Raw genomic sequence first — 17,288 nt, 5'->3', positions numbered from 1 at the left:
CCGACACCCCGGCCGGTTCCCCCGCCCCCCACGCCCTCCCCGCCCCGCCGGCGCCCGCTCGCCGGCCCGCGCCGACCCACGCGGGCCGCACCGGTCACACCGAGGCGCTGGACAGGTCCTGGTAGGCGTCCGCGTACGCCTCCGTGGGGGCGATCGGCGTGATGACGTCGACGAGCACGCCGTCGGGGGCGGCCACGATGAAGTGGCGCTGGCCGAACGCCTCGCTGCGCAGCGGGAGTTCGACCTTCAAGCCGGCTCCGGTCACGAGGCGCGCGTACTCGGCGTCGACGTCGGCGACCTCGAAGTTGAGGAGCAGGCCCTGGGCCGGCCGACGGAAGGCCTCCGGCACGGTCTCGTGCCCGGCGGCGACGAGGGCGAGCTCGTAGTGCGGCGGCTCGGGCCGCCGAAGGCTGACGTACCAGTCGCTCGTGTACGTCGTCTCGAAACCGAACAGCGTGGTGTAGAACGCCACGGACTCACCGAGCCGCTCGGTGCAGAGCACGGGATAGAAGCTGGTCAGGGCAGAGGGCGTCATCACGGCACCGTTCTGGGGCGGGTTTGCGGTCGTCCTGTCCCAACGAGACATCCCCCCGTGCGTCACGTGCGCCGGGGCGAGGCACGCCCCGGTGCGTCACGTCCGCCCGGGTGAGGTGTCCGCCCCGCGTCCCGTCCGCCGGATCGAAGGCAGGGTCGACATGACATCCGCGGTGCGCCCCGTGGGCGAAGTCCGTGTATGGGCGGTGCGGCAGGCGCCCCCGTGGCGGGAAGCGTTCTCGCTCTCCCTGCTCGACGCGCAGGAGCGGGCCAAGGCGGACTCCTTCACGCACCGGCGTGACCGGTCGATGTACCTCGCGGCGCATGTGGGGCTGCGGCTGGTGCTGGCCGACCGGCTGGGCGTCCACCCCCGGGGGCTCCGGTTCGGCCGGGACCGGTGCGCGCACTGCGGAGGGCCGGCCGGCCGGCCGGTCCTCCTCGACGGCCCGGGCGGCCTGCACTTCTCCCTCTCCCACTGCGCCGGCGTCACGCTCCTCGGCGTCGCCGACGTGCTCGTCGGGGTCGACGCGGAGCCGTTGCCCGGCCGTCGGACGGTCGAACTGTGCCTGGCCCGGCTGCATCCGCGCGAGCGGGAGGAGCTGCTCCGGGTCCCCTGGGCCGAACGCCCCCTGCGGTTCTGCCGGTTGTGGACGCGCAAGGAGGCGTACCTGAAGGCGTTGGGGACCGGTCTCGGCCGAGGACTGGACCGGGACTACCTGGGAGTGGGGAGGCAGGGGCGTCCCGAGGACTGGAGCGTCGTCAACCTGTCCTGCGGTCCGCAGGACCGCACGCACGCGGCCGCGCTGGCCGTTCCGCGGTGGGTGCGCGTGCCCACCGGACCGGAGGAGCTGAACTGGTCCGCCTACGGCCATGTCCTGGGCGGCGTCGGGTCGTTGGAGGAGAAGGGCCGCTGTTGACATGCCGACGGTATGTCATTAGGTTCAGTTCGCATACCGTTGGTACGTGAGCGGAGATGGCACCCCATGCTGACCAGCTTCTGTCCGGTGATCTGCACCTCGCGGCTGGGGGAGTCCCGCAGCTTCTACAACAGACTGTTCGGCTTCACCGCCACGTACACGAACCAGTGGTACGCCGGCCTCAGCCGGCCCGGGGGGCGCCGGCACGAGCTGGCCCTGCTCGACCACGCCCATCCGGCACTGCCGGAGGCGCTCCGGCGGCCGGTACGCGCGGTGCGGCTCACCCTCGCGGTGGACGACACGGCCGAGGAGTGGGAGCGGATCGCCGCCCTCGGGGCGGCGGGGCGCCCGGATCGGAGACACCTCGTCATCACCGACCCCAACGGGGTCCGCATCGACGTCGTCACGCCGACCTGACCACCGGCAGACCTCACGGACCGCACGCCGAAGGGGGAAGTCGCGCCGTGCCCAGGAGAGTCGATCCCGATGTGGCGGCCGCGGTCATGCGCGCCGCCGGACTCGAACCGCTGGAGCCCTATCCCGGATCGGGCGTCGCCTGGAACTGCCGCTGCCTGAAGGGCGTGCACAGGGTCGCGCCCACCTTCGGCTCGGTGCGCTCCGGCATCACCTCCGGATGCCGCCTGTGCGGCCGGGCCGCCGCGGGCGAGCGGCGACTCGCCGCCGGCCGGGAGCGGGCCGAGGCGGACATGCGCGGCGCGGGCTTCGAACCGCTGGAGCCCTACCCGGGGGCCGGGGTGAGGTGGCGCTGCCGTCACCTGGTCTGCGGGCGAGTCGTCCATCCGCGGCTGTTCAGGATACGAGCCGGCGGTGGCTGCCTGGCCTGTGCCGGCCGGGCCCCGGTGGAGGCGGCGGTGGCCGAGGCGGAGGTGCGGGAGATCGGACTGCAGCCGCTTGAACCCTTCCCGGGCCGGGTGCGTGACCCGTGGCGGTGTCGGTGCCTGCGGTGCGGCCGGGTCGGCGCGCCGACCCTCAACAACATACGCAGAGGACAAGGCGGTTGCCTCACCTGCGCCTGGCGCGCCCGGTAGGCGACGCGCCGGGCCGGGTCCGGAGCCCCTACGGCCCGGCTCCCCGGCCCTCGTCATGCCCGCCGGACACCCCGCGTCCGGTCATCTCGCCCGCAGCGCCTCCAGCATCCGCGCCAGGGCCTGGCGAGTGTCCTGGAGATCGGAGGCGTCCTCCGAGGTCGCGAGCCACAACGCCGCCTCGTTCATCGCCCCCGACAGCAGATGCGTGAGCGGGAGGACCGGCTGAGCCGGGATGGTGCCCTCGTGGATCAGGACGGTCAGAGCCTGGGCCAGATGGCGGCCGGAGGTGGCCTCGTTCATCGCCCGCCAGTCCCGCCAGCCGAGCACCGCCGGCCCGTCGACGAGCATGATGCGCTGGATCGCGGGGTCGGTGGAGGCGCTGAGGAACGCCTGGCAGCCGTGGGTGAACTGGTCCCAGGCGTCCTCCTGGGCGTCCGCCGTCGCCGCGATGTGCGCGGCGACCTCCTGCTGCACCTGCTCCAGGACGGCCCGGAACAGTTCGGCCTTGCTGTCGAAGTGGTGGTACAGCGCGCCCTTGGTCACTCCGGCGGCCCCGACGATCTCCGACAGACCCACGGACGCGTAACCCAGCTTCGAGAAGAGCCGACGGCTCTCCCGTAACAAGGTGTGCCGCGTCTGCTCCCGCTGCTGTGCGCGAACCCCGTTCGTCATCGTTGCGCCCCCCGTCTTCGGCCTGCTGAAGCCATGCGCACACGGTACTTCGCCGTCGACGGGACGAGCGACCCGTGCCGAGGCCCGGCCCTGGTGTCGCCCGGCCGCGTCTCAGTCCGTCGTCGCCGGAGGCGTACGGCCGAAGTGGCGTGCGGTCGGCACCAGGGCCGCCGCGGCCGGGACGAGGAAGCAGGCCGCGGCGCAGACGGCCAGGACGGTCGTGACCCCGAAGAAGGCCATGGCCGGGACGATCAGGGCGAGGCCGATCGGCGCGAGGCCGTAGGACACCAGGAAGTCCAGCGAGGAGACCCGGGCCAGCTTGTCGGGGGCGACCTCGCGCTGGGTGGCCGTGAACCACGGGACGTTGAACAGCTCGATCCCGACCCCGGCGGCGGCGTACGCGGCGACGACCACGAGCGGGTGGACGGGCAGCATCAGGCTCAGCGGTGCGAAGCCGTACACGCCGAGCCCCGCGAAGGCCGCCCAGCCCTGGGAACGCGGCCGCCAACGGGCGATGACCAGGGCGCCGGCGAGCGCACCCACGGTGTACGCGGTCATGGCGGCGGCCAGGACCCACTCGCTGTCGTAGCGGTCCCGGCTGATCAGGGGCAGCGCGACGCTCGTGGCGGAGTATCCGAGGGCGATGACGGCGACGAGGGCACCGAGTCCGGCGAGGAACCAGGGGTGACGGCGCGCCTCGCGTATGCCTTCGAGGAACTCCGTGCGGAAGCCGGGGCGGGGCGCGGGACCCTGGGCCGAATTCGCCGTCGTGGCGCGCGCGTCGCCGCCCTTGCCCGGGATCAGGGCGGCGACGAGCCACAGCAGGCCGATGCCGAGCAGCAGCGTCCAGACGTCGAGGAAGGCCGCGAGCAGCGCGGTCAGCGCGGGCCCGGCGAGTGTGGAACTCCGTACGGCCATGGTCATCGCGGCGTTCGCCCGCTGACGCAGCTCGGGGGCGACGGTCTCGGCGGTGAGCGCCTGGAAGGCAGGGCGGCAGGCGCCCTGTCCGGCCCCGGCGAGAACGGCGGCGGCCGTCATCAGTACGAGCGAACGGCCGAGACCGGCGGCGAGGAGCGGCGCGGCGATCGCGGCCGCGAGGGCGGACCAGAGGACCACCGCGCGGCGGGAGTGCCGGTCGGCCAGGACGCCGCCGACGGCGACCGCGACGAGGAAGCCGACCGTACGGGCGGCGAGGACCAGCCCGAGACCCGCGGCGTCGAGGTCGCGGTGGAGTACGGCGAGTCCGAGGACGAAGGGCAGCGCCCAGGTCGCGAGGCCGGAGGCGGTGGTGCCCGTCCAGAGGCGCAGGAAGCCGGGGTCGCGGAGGACCGAACGCGGGGGCGGGGCAGCGGACTTGGGTGCCGCCGACGTGGGTGTGGTGGTCACGGTGGGGTGGCTCCTTGGGGGTGGGGTGCGGTGTACCGAACCGCACCCTGAGGTGGTTAATGAAAATGATTGTCGTTACAATACCCTTTCGAGCGCGGCACTCCTGCCCGGTGCAGCGCCCTGCCCCCTCAGACCGGAGAACCCATGCGCCACCCCGCCCGTCTCGGCATCGCCCTGACCCTCGCCCTCGCCACCGCGGGCTGCTCCACGGCAGCCGGCGGCGGTCCCGACGCGGACACCAAGCCCGCCGCCCAGGCGGCCACCGTCACCAGCTGCGGCCGTCAGGTGTCCCTCACCGCGCCCCCGCAACGCGCCGTCGCCCTGGACCAGACCTCCACCGAGACCCTCCTCGAACTCGGGCTCCAGGGCCGGATGGCGGGAACCGCCAACCTCAAGACGAAGATCCCCGCGCGGTACCAGGCCGCGTACGCCTCGATCCCGGTCATCGCCCCGAAGATCGCCACCGGCGAGCAACTGCGCGCGGCCACACCCGACTTCGTCGTCGCCGGATCCGAGGACCTCTACACCAAGGACCGCGCCGGCACTCGCGAGGAGCTGGACGCCCTCAAGGTCCCCACCTTCGTCAGCGCCGTGGACTGCCCGCAGCGGAACCCGGCCGGAAAGACCCCCTTCGAGCTGCTCTTCTCCGACTACGAGAACCTCGGCAAGGTCTTCGGCGCCGAGGAGCGGGCCGCCCAGCTCGCGGCCGACCAGCGCGCCGCCGTCGCCAAGGCGGGGGAGAACGCCTCCACGGTTCCCCAGGGAGCCGACCGGCCGACCGTGGTCTACCTCTACTCCGTCTTCAACGGGATGCCGTACGTGGCGGGGAAGACCGGCCTGCCCAGCGAGATGAGCCGGATCATCGGCGCGAAGAACGCCTTCGACGACGTCGACGAGGACTGGCCGGAGGTCTCCTGGGAGGAAGTCGCCGAGCGTGAGCCGGACTTCATCGTGATCGGGGACCTTTCCGAGCGCGGCCGCCCCGGCGACAGCGCCGCCGAGAAGCGCGCCACGATGACCCGGCACCCGGTGATCTCCCGGCTGGCCGCGGTGCGCGACGACAGGATCCTCACCGTGCCGGGCATCGAGCTCGACCCGTCCGTGCGCTCCGTACACACCCTCGGGCTGCTCGCCCAGGGCATGAAGGACCTCGGGCATGTCCGCTGAACCGGACACCCGGAGGGCGCCCGTGGACCTGCTGCTCCCGGCGGCCCGCGGACGGGCGGTGCGGTCCGTGCCCGAGCCGGCCGGGCAGCCCGTTCGGTCCGAGCCGGCCGGGCAACGCGGGCAGTCCGATCGGTCCCTTGGGTCCCTTCGGTCCGGAGGGGGCCGCGCGGTCCTCATGCTCCTCGCCACGGGTGCCCTCGCGGGATCGGTGGCGGCGGCCGTGCGCATCGGTGTCGCCGACGTGGGATGGACGGACCTCGGTCGTGTCCTCGGTGCCCGTCTCGGCCTGGACGTACAGCCGTTGCCCCCACTGGTGGACTCGCTGATCTGGGACCTGCGGCTGCCCCGTGTGCTGATGGCCGCCCTCGTCGGAGCCTCGCTCGCCGTCTGCGGAACGGTGCTCCAGGCGGTCACCCGCAACGCGCTCGCCGACCCCTATCTGCTCGGCGTCTCCTCCGGCGCGTCGACGGGAGCCGTCGCCGTCGTCGTCCTCGGGGTCGGCGCGAGCACCCTCGGGGTCACCGGCGGCGCGCTCGCAGGCGCGCTGCTCTCCTTCGGGCTGCTCCTCGTCCTGCTGCGGCGTACCGGCCTGGATTCCGTACGCATCGTCCTGACCGGTGTCGTGGTCGGTCAGCTCTTCACCGCGCTGACCTCGCTGGTCCTGATGGCCTCGGCGGACGCGGACACCACGCGGGCCGTCACCCACTGGCTGCTCGGCTCGATGGCGCCCGCCCGCTGGGACACGGTCGTGGTCTGCGCGGTCGTCACCCCGCTGGGGCTCCTGGCCGCCTGGCTCTGCTCGAACGCCCTCGACGGGCTGGCGTTCGGCACCGACACCGCGGCCTCCCTCGGGATCGGCGTACGGCGCACGAGGATGGTCCTGCTCGTGGTCACGGCCGCGCTGACCGCGGTGGCGGTCGCCACCGTCGGTGCCATCGGATTCGTGGGCCTGATCGTCCCCCACGGGGTGCGGTTCCTCGTCGGACCGCCGCACCGGGTGCTGCTGCCGTACGCGGCGCTCGCGGGCGCGGTGTTCCTGGTGTGGACGGACGCCCTGGCACGGATCGCCTTCGCGCCCCGCGAGGTTCCCGTCGGCGTGATCACCGCCCTGCTCGGCGTACCCCTCTTCCTCCTCGTGCTGCGCAAGCGGGGTGAACTGTGAGGATCACCGCCGAGAAGCTGAGCTGGTCGGTGGCGGGCACCCCTGTCGTACGCGAGATCGACGTGGACATCGCCCCCGGAGAGACGGTCGGACTGCTCGGGCCCAACGGCTCGGGCAAGTCCTCGCTGCTGCGCTGTCTGGCCGGCCTCCGGGCCCCCGACGCGGGCACGGTCCGCTACGACGGCGAGTCCGTACGGGACTGGGGCGCGCGCCGCATCGCCCGTCATGTCGCCTTCGTCGAACAGGACTCGGGCGCCGACAGCGATCTCCGGGTCGCCGACGTCGTGGGCCTGGGACGGACCCCCTTCCGGGACCGCTGGCGCGGACCCGACGCCACCGACCGGGCGGTGGTCGCCGCCGCCCTGGACCGCGTGGGGCTCACCGCGCTCGCCGGCCGCTCGTGGAAGGCGCTGTCGGGCGGCGAGCGGCAGCGCGCCCACATCGCCCGCGCACTGGCCCAGCAGCCGTACGCACTCCTCCTCGACGAGCCCACCAACCACCTCGACGTCAAGCACCAGTTGGAACTGATGGAGCTGCTGACCGGCACCGAGCGGACGGTCCTGGTCGCGCTGCACGACCTGTCGCTCGCCGCCCGGTACTGCGACCGGCTCCTCCTCCTGCACCACGGCCGGCTGATCGCCTCCGGCGCCCCCGCCGCCGTCCTGACCGCCGAGCGGCTCGCCGAGGTCTTCGAGGTCGACGCCGAACTCACCACCGACGCGCTGGGACACCCCGCGGTCACCTACCGCCGCCCCCTCGGCAGCCCGCTCCCCGCGCCCCTACCCGCCCTCTGAGAAGGAACCCATGATCTCGACCACCCCCGTCCTCTCCGTCGACGCGCTCATCGAGGCGGTCCTGGCCGGAGAGCACGGTCCGCTCCCCTCCGGGCACGTCGCCACCAGCGTGTTCTGGATCCACCACGGCACCCGCCTGGCCGGCGGCGACACCACCTACCTCAACCAGTACGTCCTGGTCCGCCTCGGCGGCTCCTTCGGCGGCTGCGCCTTCGAGGCCGGCGAGATCGACCCGTCGATCTGCCGCGACTCCTCCGGCACCCCGCTCGACGTCCTGCTGCGCGAGGCCCCCCGCCCGCTGCGGATCGCCGCCCTCGACGCGTACCTCTCCGAGACCCGCCCGCACCGCGTGGCCGCCGAGGAGGGCGACGCCGAGCCCGTCACCCTCCCCGCCGGTACCCCGGAGGTCCGCGCGAAGGCCCGCGACGCGGCCATCGCCGGCCTGCTCGACATCGAGGAAGGGGCGAAGGTCGGCCTCATCGGCGTCGTCAACCCGCTGGTCGCGGCGATCCGCGAGCGCGGCGGCGAACCGCTGCCCTGCGACTTCAACCTCAGGACCACCCAGTGGGGCGACCCCGTCACGGACGACATGAACGAGGTGCTCGACCGTGCCGAGGCCGTCGTCGCCACCGGGATGACCCTGAGCAACGGCTCGTTCGACACCATCCTGGAGCGCTGCCGGTCCCGGGGCGTCCCCCTGATCGTGTACGCGCAGACCGGCAGCGCCGTCGCGCGTGCCTTCCTCGGCTCGGGCGTGGCCGCCCTGTCCGCGGAGCCGTTCCCCTTCTCCCAGTTCAGTGCCGAGGAGACGGCTCTGTACCGCTACCGGACGGTGGGGGGCGCGTGATTCCCGCCGCGCGCCCGGCCGGACCCGTCTCCACCGGCACGGGGCACGCGCCCTGCCACCACGGCGAGATCCTCCAGGGCGTCTTCCTCGACGCCGGCGGACGCCGGTGCGCGGGCCTGGTCACCCTGCCGATGGCCGGCCCGGGCAGCAGTGCCGAGTTCGTCCGGCGTCCCGGGACCGCGCCCGAAGCGATCACCGTCGTGCCCGCCGACCGTACGAAGGCCGCCCAGGCGGCGGCCCTCGCGGTCGCGGAGTGCGCCGAGCGGGCCGGACTCCCTCCCTGCGGCGGAGAGTTGTGGCTCGCGGGCGAGATCCCGGTGGGCCTGGGCATGGGCAGCTCCACGAGCGATGTGATCGCCACCGTGCGCGCGGTCGCCGACTCGTACGGGCTGCGGCTCGCCCCCGAGACCGTGGCCCGGCTCGCCGTGCGCGCCGAACTGGCCTGTGATCCGCTGATGCTGGACGGCCGCCCGGTGCTCTTCGCCCAGCGGGAGGGCCGGGTCCTGGAGGTCCTCGGGCCGGCGCTGCCGCCCCTGATGGTCGTGGGCTGCACCCTCGGCGGAGGCGCGCCCGTCGACACCCTCGCCCTGCCCGTGCGGGAGGCCGACGACGCCGACCTCCACGACTTCGAGCGGCTGCGCACGCTGCTTCGCCGCGCGGTGGCGACCGGCGACGCCCGGCTCCTCGGCGAAGTGGCCACGGCCAGCGCCCGGCGCGGCCAACGGGTTCTGGCCCACCCGGAGTTCGACGCGCTGACCGTCATCGCCCGTCGGGTCGGTGCGGTGGGCGTGCAGATCGCGCACAGCGGCGCGGTGGCGGGCGTGCTGTTCGACGCCGCCGCGCCGGGCCTGCGGCACCGCGTGCGCAGCTGCCTGCGCGCCCTGGACGCCCACGGCATCCCCGCCACGCGGGCCTTCACGACCTTCACCACCATCAAGGAGATCCTGAATGGACCAGCACTTCGCGGAGGCGATCGGCCGACCGGACCTGATACGTCTCGACGAACGGCTCGTCTGCCTGCGCTTTGAGACGATGAAGGTGGTCTCCGCGCTCGCGGCGGTGCGCCATCTGCTCGACACCGGAGTCGTACGGCGCGGGGACACACTGCTCGACAGCTCCAGCGGCATCTACGCCTACGCCCTCGCCCTGGCCTGCCACCGGCACGACATGCGCTGCCACATCGTCGGCTCGACCACGGTCGACCACACGCTGCGCACCCAACTGTCCGTTCTCGGAGCGACGTTGGAGCAGATGGAGCCGTGCAGCGACCTCAAGCTCGATCAGAAGCGGCGAGTGGAGCGGATTCACGAGATCCTCGCCGAACACCCCGAGTACCACTGGATGCGGCAGTACCACGACGACATCCACTACCTGGGCTACCGCGCGATCGCCGACCGGATCCGGGAGGCGACCGGCGCGGACCGCCTCACCGTCGTCGGCGGGGTCGGCTCGGGGGCCTCGACGGGCGCCCTCGCCCGCTATCTGCGAGCGGCGCCCGACGGCGGCCGGGCCGACGTCGAGCTCGTGGGCGTCCAGCCGTACGGCAGCGTCACCTTCGGCGCCGAGCACGTCTCCGACCCCGAGATCATCATCGCCGGGATCGGCAGCTCCATCCCCTTCGGGAACGTCTCGCACGAGCTGTACGACACCCTGCACTGGATCTCCTTCGACGCGGCCCTGGCCGGCAGCATCGACCTGCTCCGCCGACACGCGCTCTTCGCGGGCCTCTCGACGGGCGCCGGCTACCTGGCCGCCCGCCATGAACGCGACCGCGCCCCCGAGCGGACGGTGCTCTTCGTCGCCCCCGACACCGGCCACCGCTACGTCGACACGGTCTACGCCCGCCACCACGAGGCCACCCCGCTCACGGACCTCGACCCGCGAGACGTCTCCGACCAGAGCGAACTTGCCCTGCCCTGGTCCCGGATGGCGTGGAACCGCGCCGCGGCGCCGGGCTCGTCGGTCGGCGGCCACCTCGGCTCCACGGGCTGACCGGTCTTTCGAAGAACTTTCTGTGAATCGCGCGGCGGAGGTCGGCGGTATGTCCGATCGGCGCCGCTTCCGGCGCGTGGCGCGCGGTCCGGGTTCTCAGAAAGCTCCCAGGATCTCTCCGGGTGCGGTCAGGGAGGACTGACAGCGTCGGTGCCGTCTTCCGACGAGCCCCGACCTGACTTGGAGCCCCAGCTGTGGCCACCTTCCTCCGCGGTCTCGGCCGCTTCTCCTTCCGAAGGCGCGGGTTGGTCGCCTCGCTGTGGGTCGTGCTGCTCGTGGGGACGGGGGTGCTGGCGATGAGGGCGCCCGCACCGCCGCCGAACGACTTCTCCATGCCCGGTACGGAGGCGCAGCGGGCGTACGACCTGCTGGACGAGCGCTTCCCGCAGCTGAACGCCGACGGGGCGGCCGCCCGCGTGGTGTTCCGGGCGGAGCACGGCAAGGTCACCGACCCCGAGGCGAGGAAGGCGATCGGGGAGACGGTCCGAGCACTCGGGAACGATCCGCAGGTCGCGCGGGTCACGGACCCGTTCGCCGCGCGATCGGTGAGCGAGGACGGCACCACCGCCTACGCGCAGGTCTCCTACCCCGTGCCCGCGTCGGAGCTGGACGAGGGCTCCCGAGCCGCGCTGCGGGACACCGTCGAGCGTGCGGGCTCGGCGGAGTTGACCGTCGAGGTCGGCGGCAACGCCGTCAACGCGGTGGTCGACGGGCACTCGTCGGAGGCCGTCGGCCTGGCGGTGGCCGCCGTCGTGCTCGTCATCACCTTCGGCTCGCTCCTGGCGGCCGGACTGCCGCTGCTCACCGCCGTACTGGGAGTGGGGATCGGCGGGTTGGCGATCCGGGTGCTGGCGGATCCGCTCGGCCTGGGGTCGACGACGTCGGGGCTCGCCACCATGATCGGACTGGCCGTCGGCATCGACTACGCCCTGTTCGTGGTCTCCCGTTACCGTGCCGAACTCGCCCGCGGCCGGGACCCTGAGGAGGCGGCCGGGCACGCGGTCGGCACGGCCGGGTCGGCCGTGGTGTTCGCCGGGCTGACCGTGGTGATCGCGCTCGCGGGACTGTGCGTGGTCGGGATCCCGCTGCTGACGCAGATGGGCCTCGCCGCGGCCGGCACGGTCGTCATCGCGGTGCTGATCGCCGTCACCCTGATTCCGGCGCTGCTCGGGATCTGCGGCCGGCGCCTGGGCCCGGCGCGACCGCGGCGGTGGGGGAAGCGGGCCGGGGGGCGGGCGCGGGGGAGTGACGCGGGGCTGGGGGAGGAGGCGGGCTCTGGCTCGGGGAGTGACGCGGGATCTGGCTCAGGGAGTGACGCGGGCTCCGGGAGTGACGCGCGCGGTCCTTCGTCGGCCGGGATGGGTGTGCGCTGGGCCCGGTTCGTCGTTCGGCGGCCCATCGCCGTGCTCCTCGGCGGCGTCGCCCTGCTCGGCGTGGTCGCGATCCCCGCGGGCTCCCTGGAGATGGGGCTGCCCGGCGACGAGAGCAAGTCGGTGTCGACGACAGAGCGCCGGGCCTACGACCTGATCGCCGAGGGCTTCGGCCCGGGCTTCAACGGCCCGCTGACGGTGGTCGTCCAGGCCGACGGCGGCGGCAGCGCCCAGGCGGCAGCGAAAGGCGTCGCCGAACGGATCCGCGGCAGGCAGGACGTCGCCGCCGTCGGGCAGCCGAGACTGAGCGAGTCCGGCGACACCGCCGTGCTCAACGTCGTCCCGGCCACTTCACCGGCCGGCGCGGAGACGGCCGACCTCGTGCACGCGCTGCGCGACCCGGCGCTCGCGAGCGCGAGCGACGCGCGGGTCCTGGTCGCCGGCACGACGGCGATGAACGTGGACGTCTCGCAGAAGCTGTCCGACGCCCTGATCCCGTACCTCGCGCTCGTCGTCGGTCTGGCGTTCCTGCTGCTGATCGTCGTCTTCCGGTCCCTCCTCGTGCCGCTCAAGGCGGCACTGGGCTTCCTCCTCTCGGTCCTCGCCGGACTCGGCGCGGTGGTCGCGGTCTTCCAGTGGGGCTGGTCGGCGTCCGTCTTCGGCGTCGCGGAAGCGGGGCCGGTGATGTCGGTGATGCCGATCTTCATGGTCGGCGTGGTCTTCGGCCTCGCCATGGACTACGAGGTGTTCTTGGTGACCCGGATGCGCGAGGCGTACGTGCACGGGCAGTCGCCTTCGGACTCCGTCATCAGCGGGTTCGAGCACAGTGCGCGGGTGGTGACCGCCGCGGCCGTGATCATGATCTCGGTGTTCGCCGCCTTCGTCGGCTCCGACGAGCAGATGCTCAAGACGGTCGGCTTCGGGCTCGCCGCGGCCGTCCTCTTCGACGCGTTCGTCGTCCGCATGGCGCTCGTACCGGCCGTCCTGGCCCTCCTCGGCAGGCACGCCTGGCACCTGCCCCGTCGACTGGACCGCCTCGTCCCCGACCTCGACATCGAAGGCGAACGGCTCGAACGCGCTCCGCGCGGGGCGACAGGCGTGGCGACAACGCCCGGGGTCGGCCCGGACTCCGTCGTCGAGACCGCGGGAAGCGGCGGCGGCCGTCCCTCCGGAGGCTGAGCCGTTCCCACCCGGTCGGCGCCGGAGCGCCTTCGCCGCCCGGACGTGTGCGATGCACAGCCCCTGTCCCGCCCGGCGCGAGTCGGCCCGTCCCGAAGCCGTCAGTCGGCCCGTCCCGCCCGCCTCCCCACAAGGAGCCCGCCCATGTCCGCAGCCAAGTCGCCGCACTCCGCTCCTCCCGTCACGCCGTGGCGCCACGCCCTCGAAGGGGCGCTCTCCGTGGCGACCGCCCTCGGGGTCATGGCCGCCACCGCGTGGGCGGCACTGGCCCTCCTCGGCGCCGAAGCCGTCGCACCGGTCTCCCGCCTGGTGCCGACGGTCGTGAGCATGGCCTTCGGCGGCGACGTCACCATGGCGTCGGCGACCTCCGCCGAGACCGGGGCAGCCGACGGAGGCGGCCTCGGCGGGCTGCTCGCGGGCCTTGGCGGGGGTCTCGGACTCGGCCTGACCGGCGAGGCGGCGATGACCCCGCTGACGCTGACCTTCCTCGGCACCGCCGTCCTCGCGACCGTCTTCTTCCGGCCCCTGTACCGGCGGCCGCGGCCCGCCCCCGCGATGCTGTGGGCACGGTGCGGCGGCGCACTCGCGACCGCGGCGGTGGCCCTCCCCCTCCTGGCCGCCATGGCCCATGGCACGGCCCGGCTGCCCGACAGAGTGACGGACCGCTTCGGCGAAGGCCCCTCGTCCGGGGTGCTCAGCCGATTCACCGGCGGCGGCGGCGGTGAAGGTGCCCTCCTCTCGGGGCTGTTCTCGGTCACCTTCGAGACCGACGCCGTCGCGACCGTCTTCCTCGGCCTGCTGTGGGTGGCCGCCGTCCTCGCCGTCGGCTGCGTCGCGGCCCGCCGTACGACGCTGCCGCGGTTCATCGCCCTGGGCGGGACGCGACGGAAGTGGAACGCCGTCACCTCCACCCTGACCGGGACGGCGACGGTGCTCTGCGGTGCGGTCCTGACCGTCGCACTCGTGGCCGCGGCCACTGCCCTGACGGGTCGCGAGCAGGCCGCCGAGGCCGCGGGGATTCTGCTGCTCGTCGGCCCCAACCTCGTCGCCGCGCTGCTCACCTCCGGCCTCGGCACCTCCTGGGAGGCCGGTGTGCACCGCCTGCGGCCCGAGGACGGCGGGCTGCTCGGCATGATCGGTGCCGGAGCCCGAAGCGACACGGCGGAGGCGGACAGGTCCGTGGAACTCGGCGGCTGGTCGGGGGCAGGCGTACCGGTGTGGCTGATCGCCCTGGTGCTCATGCTGCTTCTGCTGGTGATCGCCGGATACGTCGCCGCCGCCCGCACCCCGGCGCGCACCCCGCGGGAGGCGTCCGACTCCCTGCTCGGCCGCCACGCGGAGATCGCCCTGCGCATGGGCCTCGCCGTCGGCGCCGCGGTGCTGCTGCTTCCGCTGGTGGCACGGGGGTCGCTGAGGATCGGCATCAGCGTCATGGACAGCGAGGTGGGCGGTGTCGCCGCCGGTCTCGACGGAGGTCCGGGGCTGCCCGCGCTCGCCGGATGCGTTCTGGCCGCCGTCGCCGCGTACGGTGGCAGCCGCCTGCACGGCCGGCGCGCCCGGGGCCATGACGGAGCCGCGCGGACACCCGGTACGGTGCTCCGGCGTCCGACCGGATCGGCCCCCACCCGCTCCGGACCCAGGCCCGGATCCACGTCCGGACCCACGTCGGGATCCAGGTCCTCCACGTCCGGACCCACGTCCGGATCCACGTCCGGATCCACGTCCGGATCCACGTCCGGACCCAGGCCCGGATCCCCGTCCGGCTCCACGCCCAGGCCCACGTCCACGTCCCGGGTCCCGTCCGACTCGGCCGGGTGAAACGCCGTGTGTTCTCCTGAGAGGCCCTGTCAGCCCTGAGCCCTGTCCCCATGTCCGTGAAGGAGGAGACCCAACACCATGGCGGCACCGACACCTCCCTCCCGTACCGTGGGGCGCCCGGATCATCTGCTCGTCGTCGACGACGAGCCCACCGTCCGGGAACTGCTGCGCACCGCGCTGCGCTACGCCGGCTTCGACGTCGACGCCGCCGCCACCGGCCGGGAGGCCCTCGACCTGGCGGCCCGGCGCACCCCCGATCTCGTCCTGCTCGACGTCATGCTCCCCGACATGGACGGCTTCGAGGTGATCCGCCGGCTGCGCGCCCAGCCCCGCTCGCCCCGGCTCGGGCGGGGCGGCGACGTGCCGGTCCTCTTCGTCACCGCGCGCGACGACCGCCAGGACCGGCTGCACGGACTGCGTCTCGGTGGCGACGACTACGTCACCAAGCCCTTCGACCTCGAAGAGCTGATCGCCCGGATCCACGCCGTGCTGCGCCGCACCAGGGGCGAGCAGCCCGCGCGGATCACCGTCGGCGACCTGGCACTCGAACCCGACAGTCACCACGTCACCCGGGCGGGCCGGACCGTGCGGCTGTCCCCGACCGAGTTCCGCCTCCTGCACTTCCTGGTCGCCAACGCGGAACGGACCATGACGAAGAATCAGATCCTGCACAGCGTGTGGGAGTACGACTTCGGCGGCGACCCCAGCATCGTCGACACGTACATCAGCTATCTGCGCCGCAAGGTCGACACCGGCGAGCCCAAGCTCATCCACACCATCCGGGGCGTCGGTTACGTGATCCGCGAGCCCCGACGGTGAGGCGCCTCATACCGGGGCTGACCAGGCACCGGCCGAGCCGGCTGTCGCTCCGCACCCGTCTGCTGTGCCTGTCCGTCGCCCTGGTCGCCGTCGGCCTCCTCGGTACGGGCATGTTCGTCACCACAGCCCTGCATGCCTACCTCCAGGACCGGGTCGACGACCGGCTCGTCCTGACCAGCCAGATCGCGTCTCGCCTCTCACCGCCGTCGGGCACCGACACCCCACCGGGCGTGCAGGCCCTCAGCGTCCTCGGGGCCACGACCGTGACCTACCTGGAGGCCGACGGGGCCACCCGGCGGTCGTTCGAGACGAGCACCGCGCTCCCGGGCGGCGGTCCCGTCCTTCCCGCCCCCGACCGCGCCGAGGTCCTCGCAGACGAGGGCCGCCCCTTCACCGTGGCCGCGCACGACGGCGACCACAGCTGGCGGGTCATCGCCGTCACCCAGCCCGCCCAGGTCTTCCCGCCCGGGGGCTCCGAGACCCGGGGCAGCGTCCTCGTGGCCACCTCCCTCGACGAGGTCGACCGTACGATCGCCGAGACCCGGAACCTCTCGCTGACGGTGGGGGCCGCCCTCCTCGCGGTCCTGACCGTCGCAGGCCGGTTCGCCGTCCGCTCCGGGCTGCGGCCCCTGACCCGTATCGAGGAGACCGCGACGGCCATCACCGCCGGCGACTACTCCCATCGCGTCCCCGAACTGGCCGCCCCCCACACCGAGGTGGGACGCCTCGCCGACTGTCTGAACCAGATGCTCGGCCGGATCGACACGGCCTTCCAGGCCCGCGCGGAGGCCGAAGCGAGGACGCGGCGCTTCTTCGCCGACGCGAGCCACGAACTCCGCACGCCCCTCGTCGGCATCAAGGGCTACACCGACCTCTACCGCATGGGCGCGCTGCCCACCCGCGAGGACGTCGACCAGACCATGACCCGGATCGCCGCGGAGTCCGAACGCCTCACCCGGCTTGTCGAGGAGATGCTCCTCCTCGCCCGCCTCGACGAGGACGCCCACCCGGGTACCGACCCCGACCGGGCAGCCGCCTTCGCGCTCGACCTCGCCCCCATGGACCTGCGCACCCTGGCCGCCGACGCGCTCCACGACGTAACCGCCCTGGACACGACCCGGCCGGTGACCCTGACCGGTCCCGGTGGCGGAAAGCCGTCCACCGCCCCCGCCGTCGCCGACGAGGCCCGGCTCCGCCAGGTCGTCACCAACCTCATCGGCAACGCCGTCACGCACACCCCCGCGGGCACCGCGATCCGTATCGGCGTCGGCACCGCGGACACCCACGCCGTGCTCGAAGTCGCCGACGAGGGCCCCGGACTCGCCCCCGCCGCACGCGACCGGGTCTTCGACCGCTTCTACCGCGCCGACGACTCCCGCACCCGCGCCACGGGCGGCACCGGCCTCGGCCTCGCCATCGCCCACGCCCTCGTCACGGCCCAGGGCGGCCGCATCACCCTCGACACCGCCCCGGGCGAAGGCAGCACCTTCCGCATCGAACTCCCCCTCCCCGACCCGGTGCACGGGGGCGACGGGAGTACGTAACCGCGGACAAAGCGAGCGGGGCCGTCTCGGGTCTCTTC

Annotated in this window: 16 protein-coding genes; 13 read left to right on the top strand and 3 right to left on the bottom strand. The window is 73.6% G+C overall.

Annotation, left to right across the window (positions count from 1 at the left end; genetic code table 11):
• Positions 1–94: 94 nt before the first annotated feature.
• Complete coding sequence (locus ACFQ7Q_RS24970; protein WP_383558881.1) at positions 95–535, bottom strand: VOC family protein; 441 nt, start codon at positions 533–535, stop codon at positions 95–97.
• Between the two features lie 160 nt (positions 536–695).
• Here ACFQ7Q_RS24970 and ACFQ7Q_RS24965 point away from each other — a divergent pair, with 160 nt between their 5' ends.
• The 3 genes from ACFQ7Q_RS24965 (at position 696) to ACFQ7Q_RS24955 (ending at position 2,500) form a co-directional block, all read left to right on the top strand.
• Entirely contained in the window at positions 696–1,451 is a 756-nt protein-coding gene (locus ACFQ7Q_RS24965) for a 4'-phosphopantetheinyl transferase family protein (protein WP_383558879.1), read from the top strand.
• Between the two features lie 66 nt (positions 1,452–1,517).
• A complete protein-coding gene (locus tag ACFQ7Q_RS24960) occupies positions 1,518–1,868 on the top strand; it encodes a VOC family protein (RefSeq protein WP_383558877.1) in 351 nt (116 codons plus the stop codon).
• A gap of 47 nt (positions 1,869–1,915) precedes the next feature.
• Positions 1,916–2,500: a hypothetical protein gene (locus ACFQ7Q_RS24955; RefSeq protein WP_383558876.1), complete on the top strand. Its 585-nt coding sequence runs from the start codon at positions 1,916–1,918 to the stop codon at positions 2,498–2,500.
• A gap of 81 nt (positions 2,501–2,581) precedes the next feature.
• Here the strand turns inward: ACFQ7Q_RS24955 and ACFQ7Q_RS24950 are convergent, their stop codons facing one another.
• Positions 2,582–3,172 carry a TetR/AcrR family transcriptional regulator gene (locus tag ACFQ7Q_RS24950; RefSeq protein WP_383558875.1) on the bottom strand — a complete coding sequence of 197 codons (591 nt, stop codon included), beginning with the start codon at positions 3,170–3,172 and terminating at the stop codon, positions 2,582–2,584.
• 111 nt (positions 3,173–3,283) lie between these two features.
• A complete protein-coding gene (locus ACFQ7Q_RS24945) occupies positions 3,284–4,558 on the bottom strand; it encodes an MFS transporter (protein WP_383558872.1) in 1,275 nt (424 codons plus the stop codon).
• Positions 4,559–4,702: 144 nt separating this feature from the next.
• Here ACFQ7Q_RS24945 and ACFQ7Q_RS24940 point away from each other — a divergent pair, with 144 nt between their 5' ends.
• The 10 genes from ACFQ7Q_RS24940 (at position 4,703) to ACFQ7Q_RS24895 (ending at position 17,250) form a co-directional block, all read left to right on the top strand.
• Entirely contained in the window at positions 4,703–5,725 is a 1,023-nt protein-coding gene (locus tag ACFQ7Q_RS24940; RefSeq protein WP_383558871.1) for an ABC transporter substrate-binding protein, read from the top strand.
• Positions 5,726–5,900: 175 nt separating this feature from the next.
• The gene (locus ACFQ7Q_RS24935) at positions 5,901–6,887 is read left to right on the top strand and encodes a FecCD family ABC transporter permease (RefSeq protein ID WP_383558870.1); all 987 of its coding nucleotides are present in this window, start codon (positions 5,901–5,903) and stop codon (positions 6,885–6,887) included.
• Positions 6,884–7,681, top strand: coding sequence for an ABC transporter ATP-binding protein (locus ACFQ7Q_RS24930; RefSeq protein ID WP_383558868.1), 798 nt, complete (start codon positions 6,884–6,886; stop codon positions 7,679–7,681). Before ACFQ7Q_RS24935 ends, ACFQ7Q_RS24930 begins: the two co-directional genes overlap by 4 nt.
• A 10-nt stretch (positions 7,682–7,691) precedes the next feature.
• Positions 7,692–8,528 (top strand): Rossmann-like domain-containing protein, encoded by an 837-nt coding sequence (locus ACFQ7Q_RS24925; protein WP_383558867.1) that lies wholly within the window; start codon positions 7,692–7,694, stop codon positions 8,526–8,528.
• On the top strand, positions 8,525–9,556 hold the full coding sequence (locus tag ACFQ7Q_RS24920; RefSeq protein WP_383558865.1) for a GHMP kinase: 1,032 nt from the start codon (positions 8,525–8,527) through the stop codon (positions 9,554–9,556). Before ACFQ7Q_RS24925 ends, ACFQ7Q_RS24920 begins: the two co-directional genes overlap by 4 nt.
• A complete protein-coding gene (locus ACFQ7Q_RS24915) occupies positions 9,477–10,520 on the top strand; it encodes a pyridoxal-phosphate dependent enzyme (protein ID WP_383558864.1) in 1,044 nt (347 codons plus the stop codon). The genes ACFQ7Q_RS24920 and ACFQ7Q_RS24915 overlap by 80 nt, the downstream gene beginning before the upstream one ends.
• A 194-nt stretch (positions 10,521–10,714) precedes the next feature.
• A complete protein-coding gene (locus ACFQ7Q_RS24910; protein ID WP_383558863.1) occupies positions 10,715–13,069 on the top strand; it encodes an MMPL family transporter in 2,355 nt (784 codons plus the stop codon).
• Positions 13,070–13,213: 144 nt separating this feature from the next.
• Positions 13,214–14,887, top strand: coding sequence for a streptophobe family protein (locus ACFQ7Q_RS24905; protein WP_383558861.1), 1,674 nt, complete (start codon positions 13,214–13,216; stop codon positions 14,885–14,887).
• A 78-nt stretch (positions 14,888–14,965) separates the two neighbouring features.
• Positions 14,966–15,706 carry a response regulator transcription factor gene (locus ACFQ7Q_RS24900; protein ID WP_383558860.1) on the top strand — a complete coding sequence of 247 codons (741 nt, stop codon included), beginning with the start codon at positions 14,966–14,968 and terminating at the stop codon, positions 15,704–15,706.
• The gene (locus tag ACFQ7Q_RS24895; RefSeq protein WP_383558859.1) at positions 15,703–17,250 is read left to right on the top strand and encodes a sensor histidine kinase; all 1,548 of its coding nucleotides are present in this window, start codon (positions 15,703–15,705) and stop codon (positions 17,248–17,250) included. The genes ACFQ7Q_RS24900 and ACFQ7Q_RS24895 overlap by 4 nt, the downstream gene beginning before the upstream one ends.
• The last annotated feature ends 38 nt before the right edge of the window (positions 17,251–17,288 follow it).

Origin of the sequence: Streptomyces sp. NPDC056527 (assembly GCF_042794475.1) — a bacterium.
Taxonomy (GTDB): Bacteria; Actinomycetota; Actinomycetes; order Streptomycetales; family Streptomycetaceae; genus Streptomyces.
Note: the sequence above shows the minus strand (reverse complement) of the source record. Positions and strands in the feature narration are given on the sequence as shown.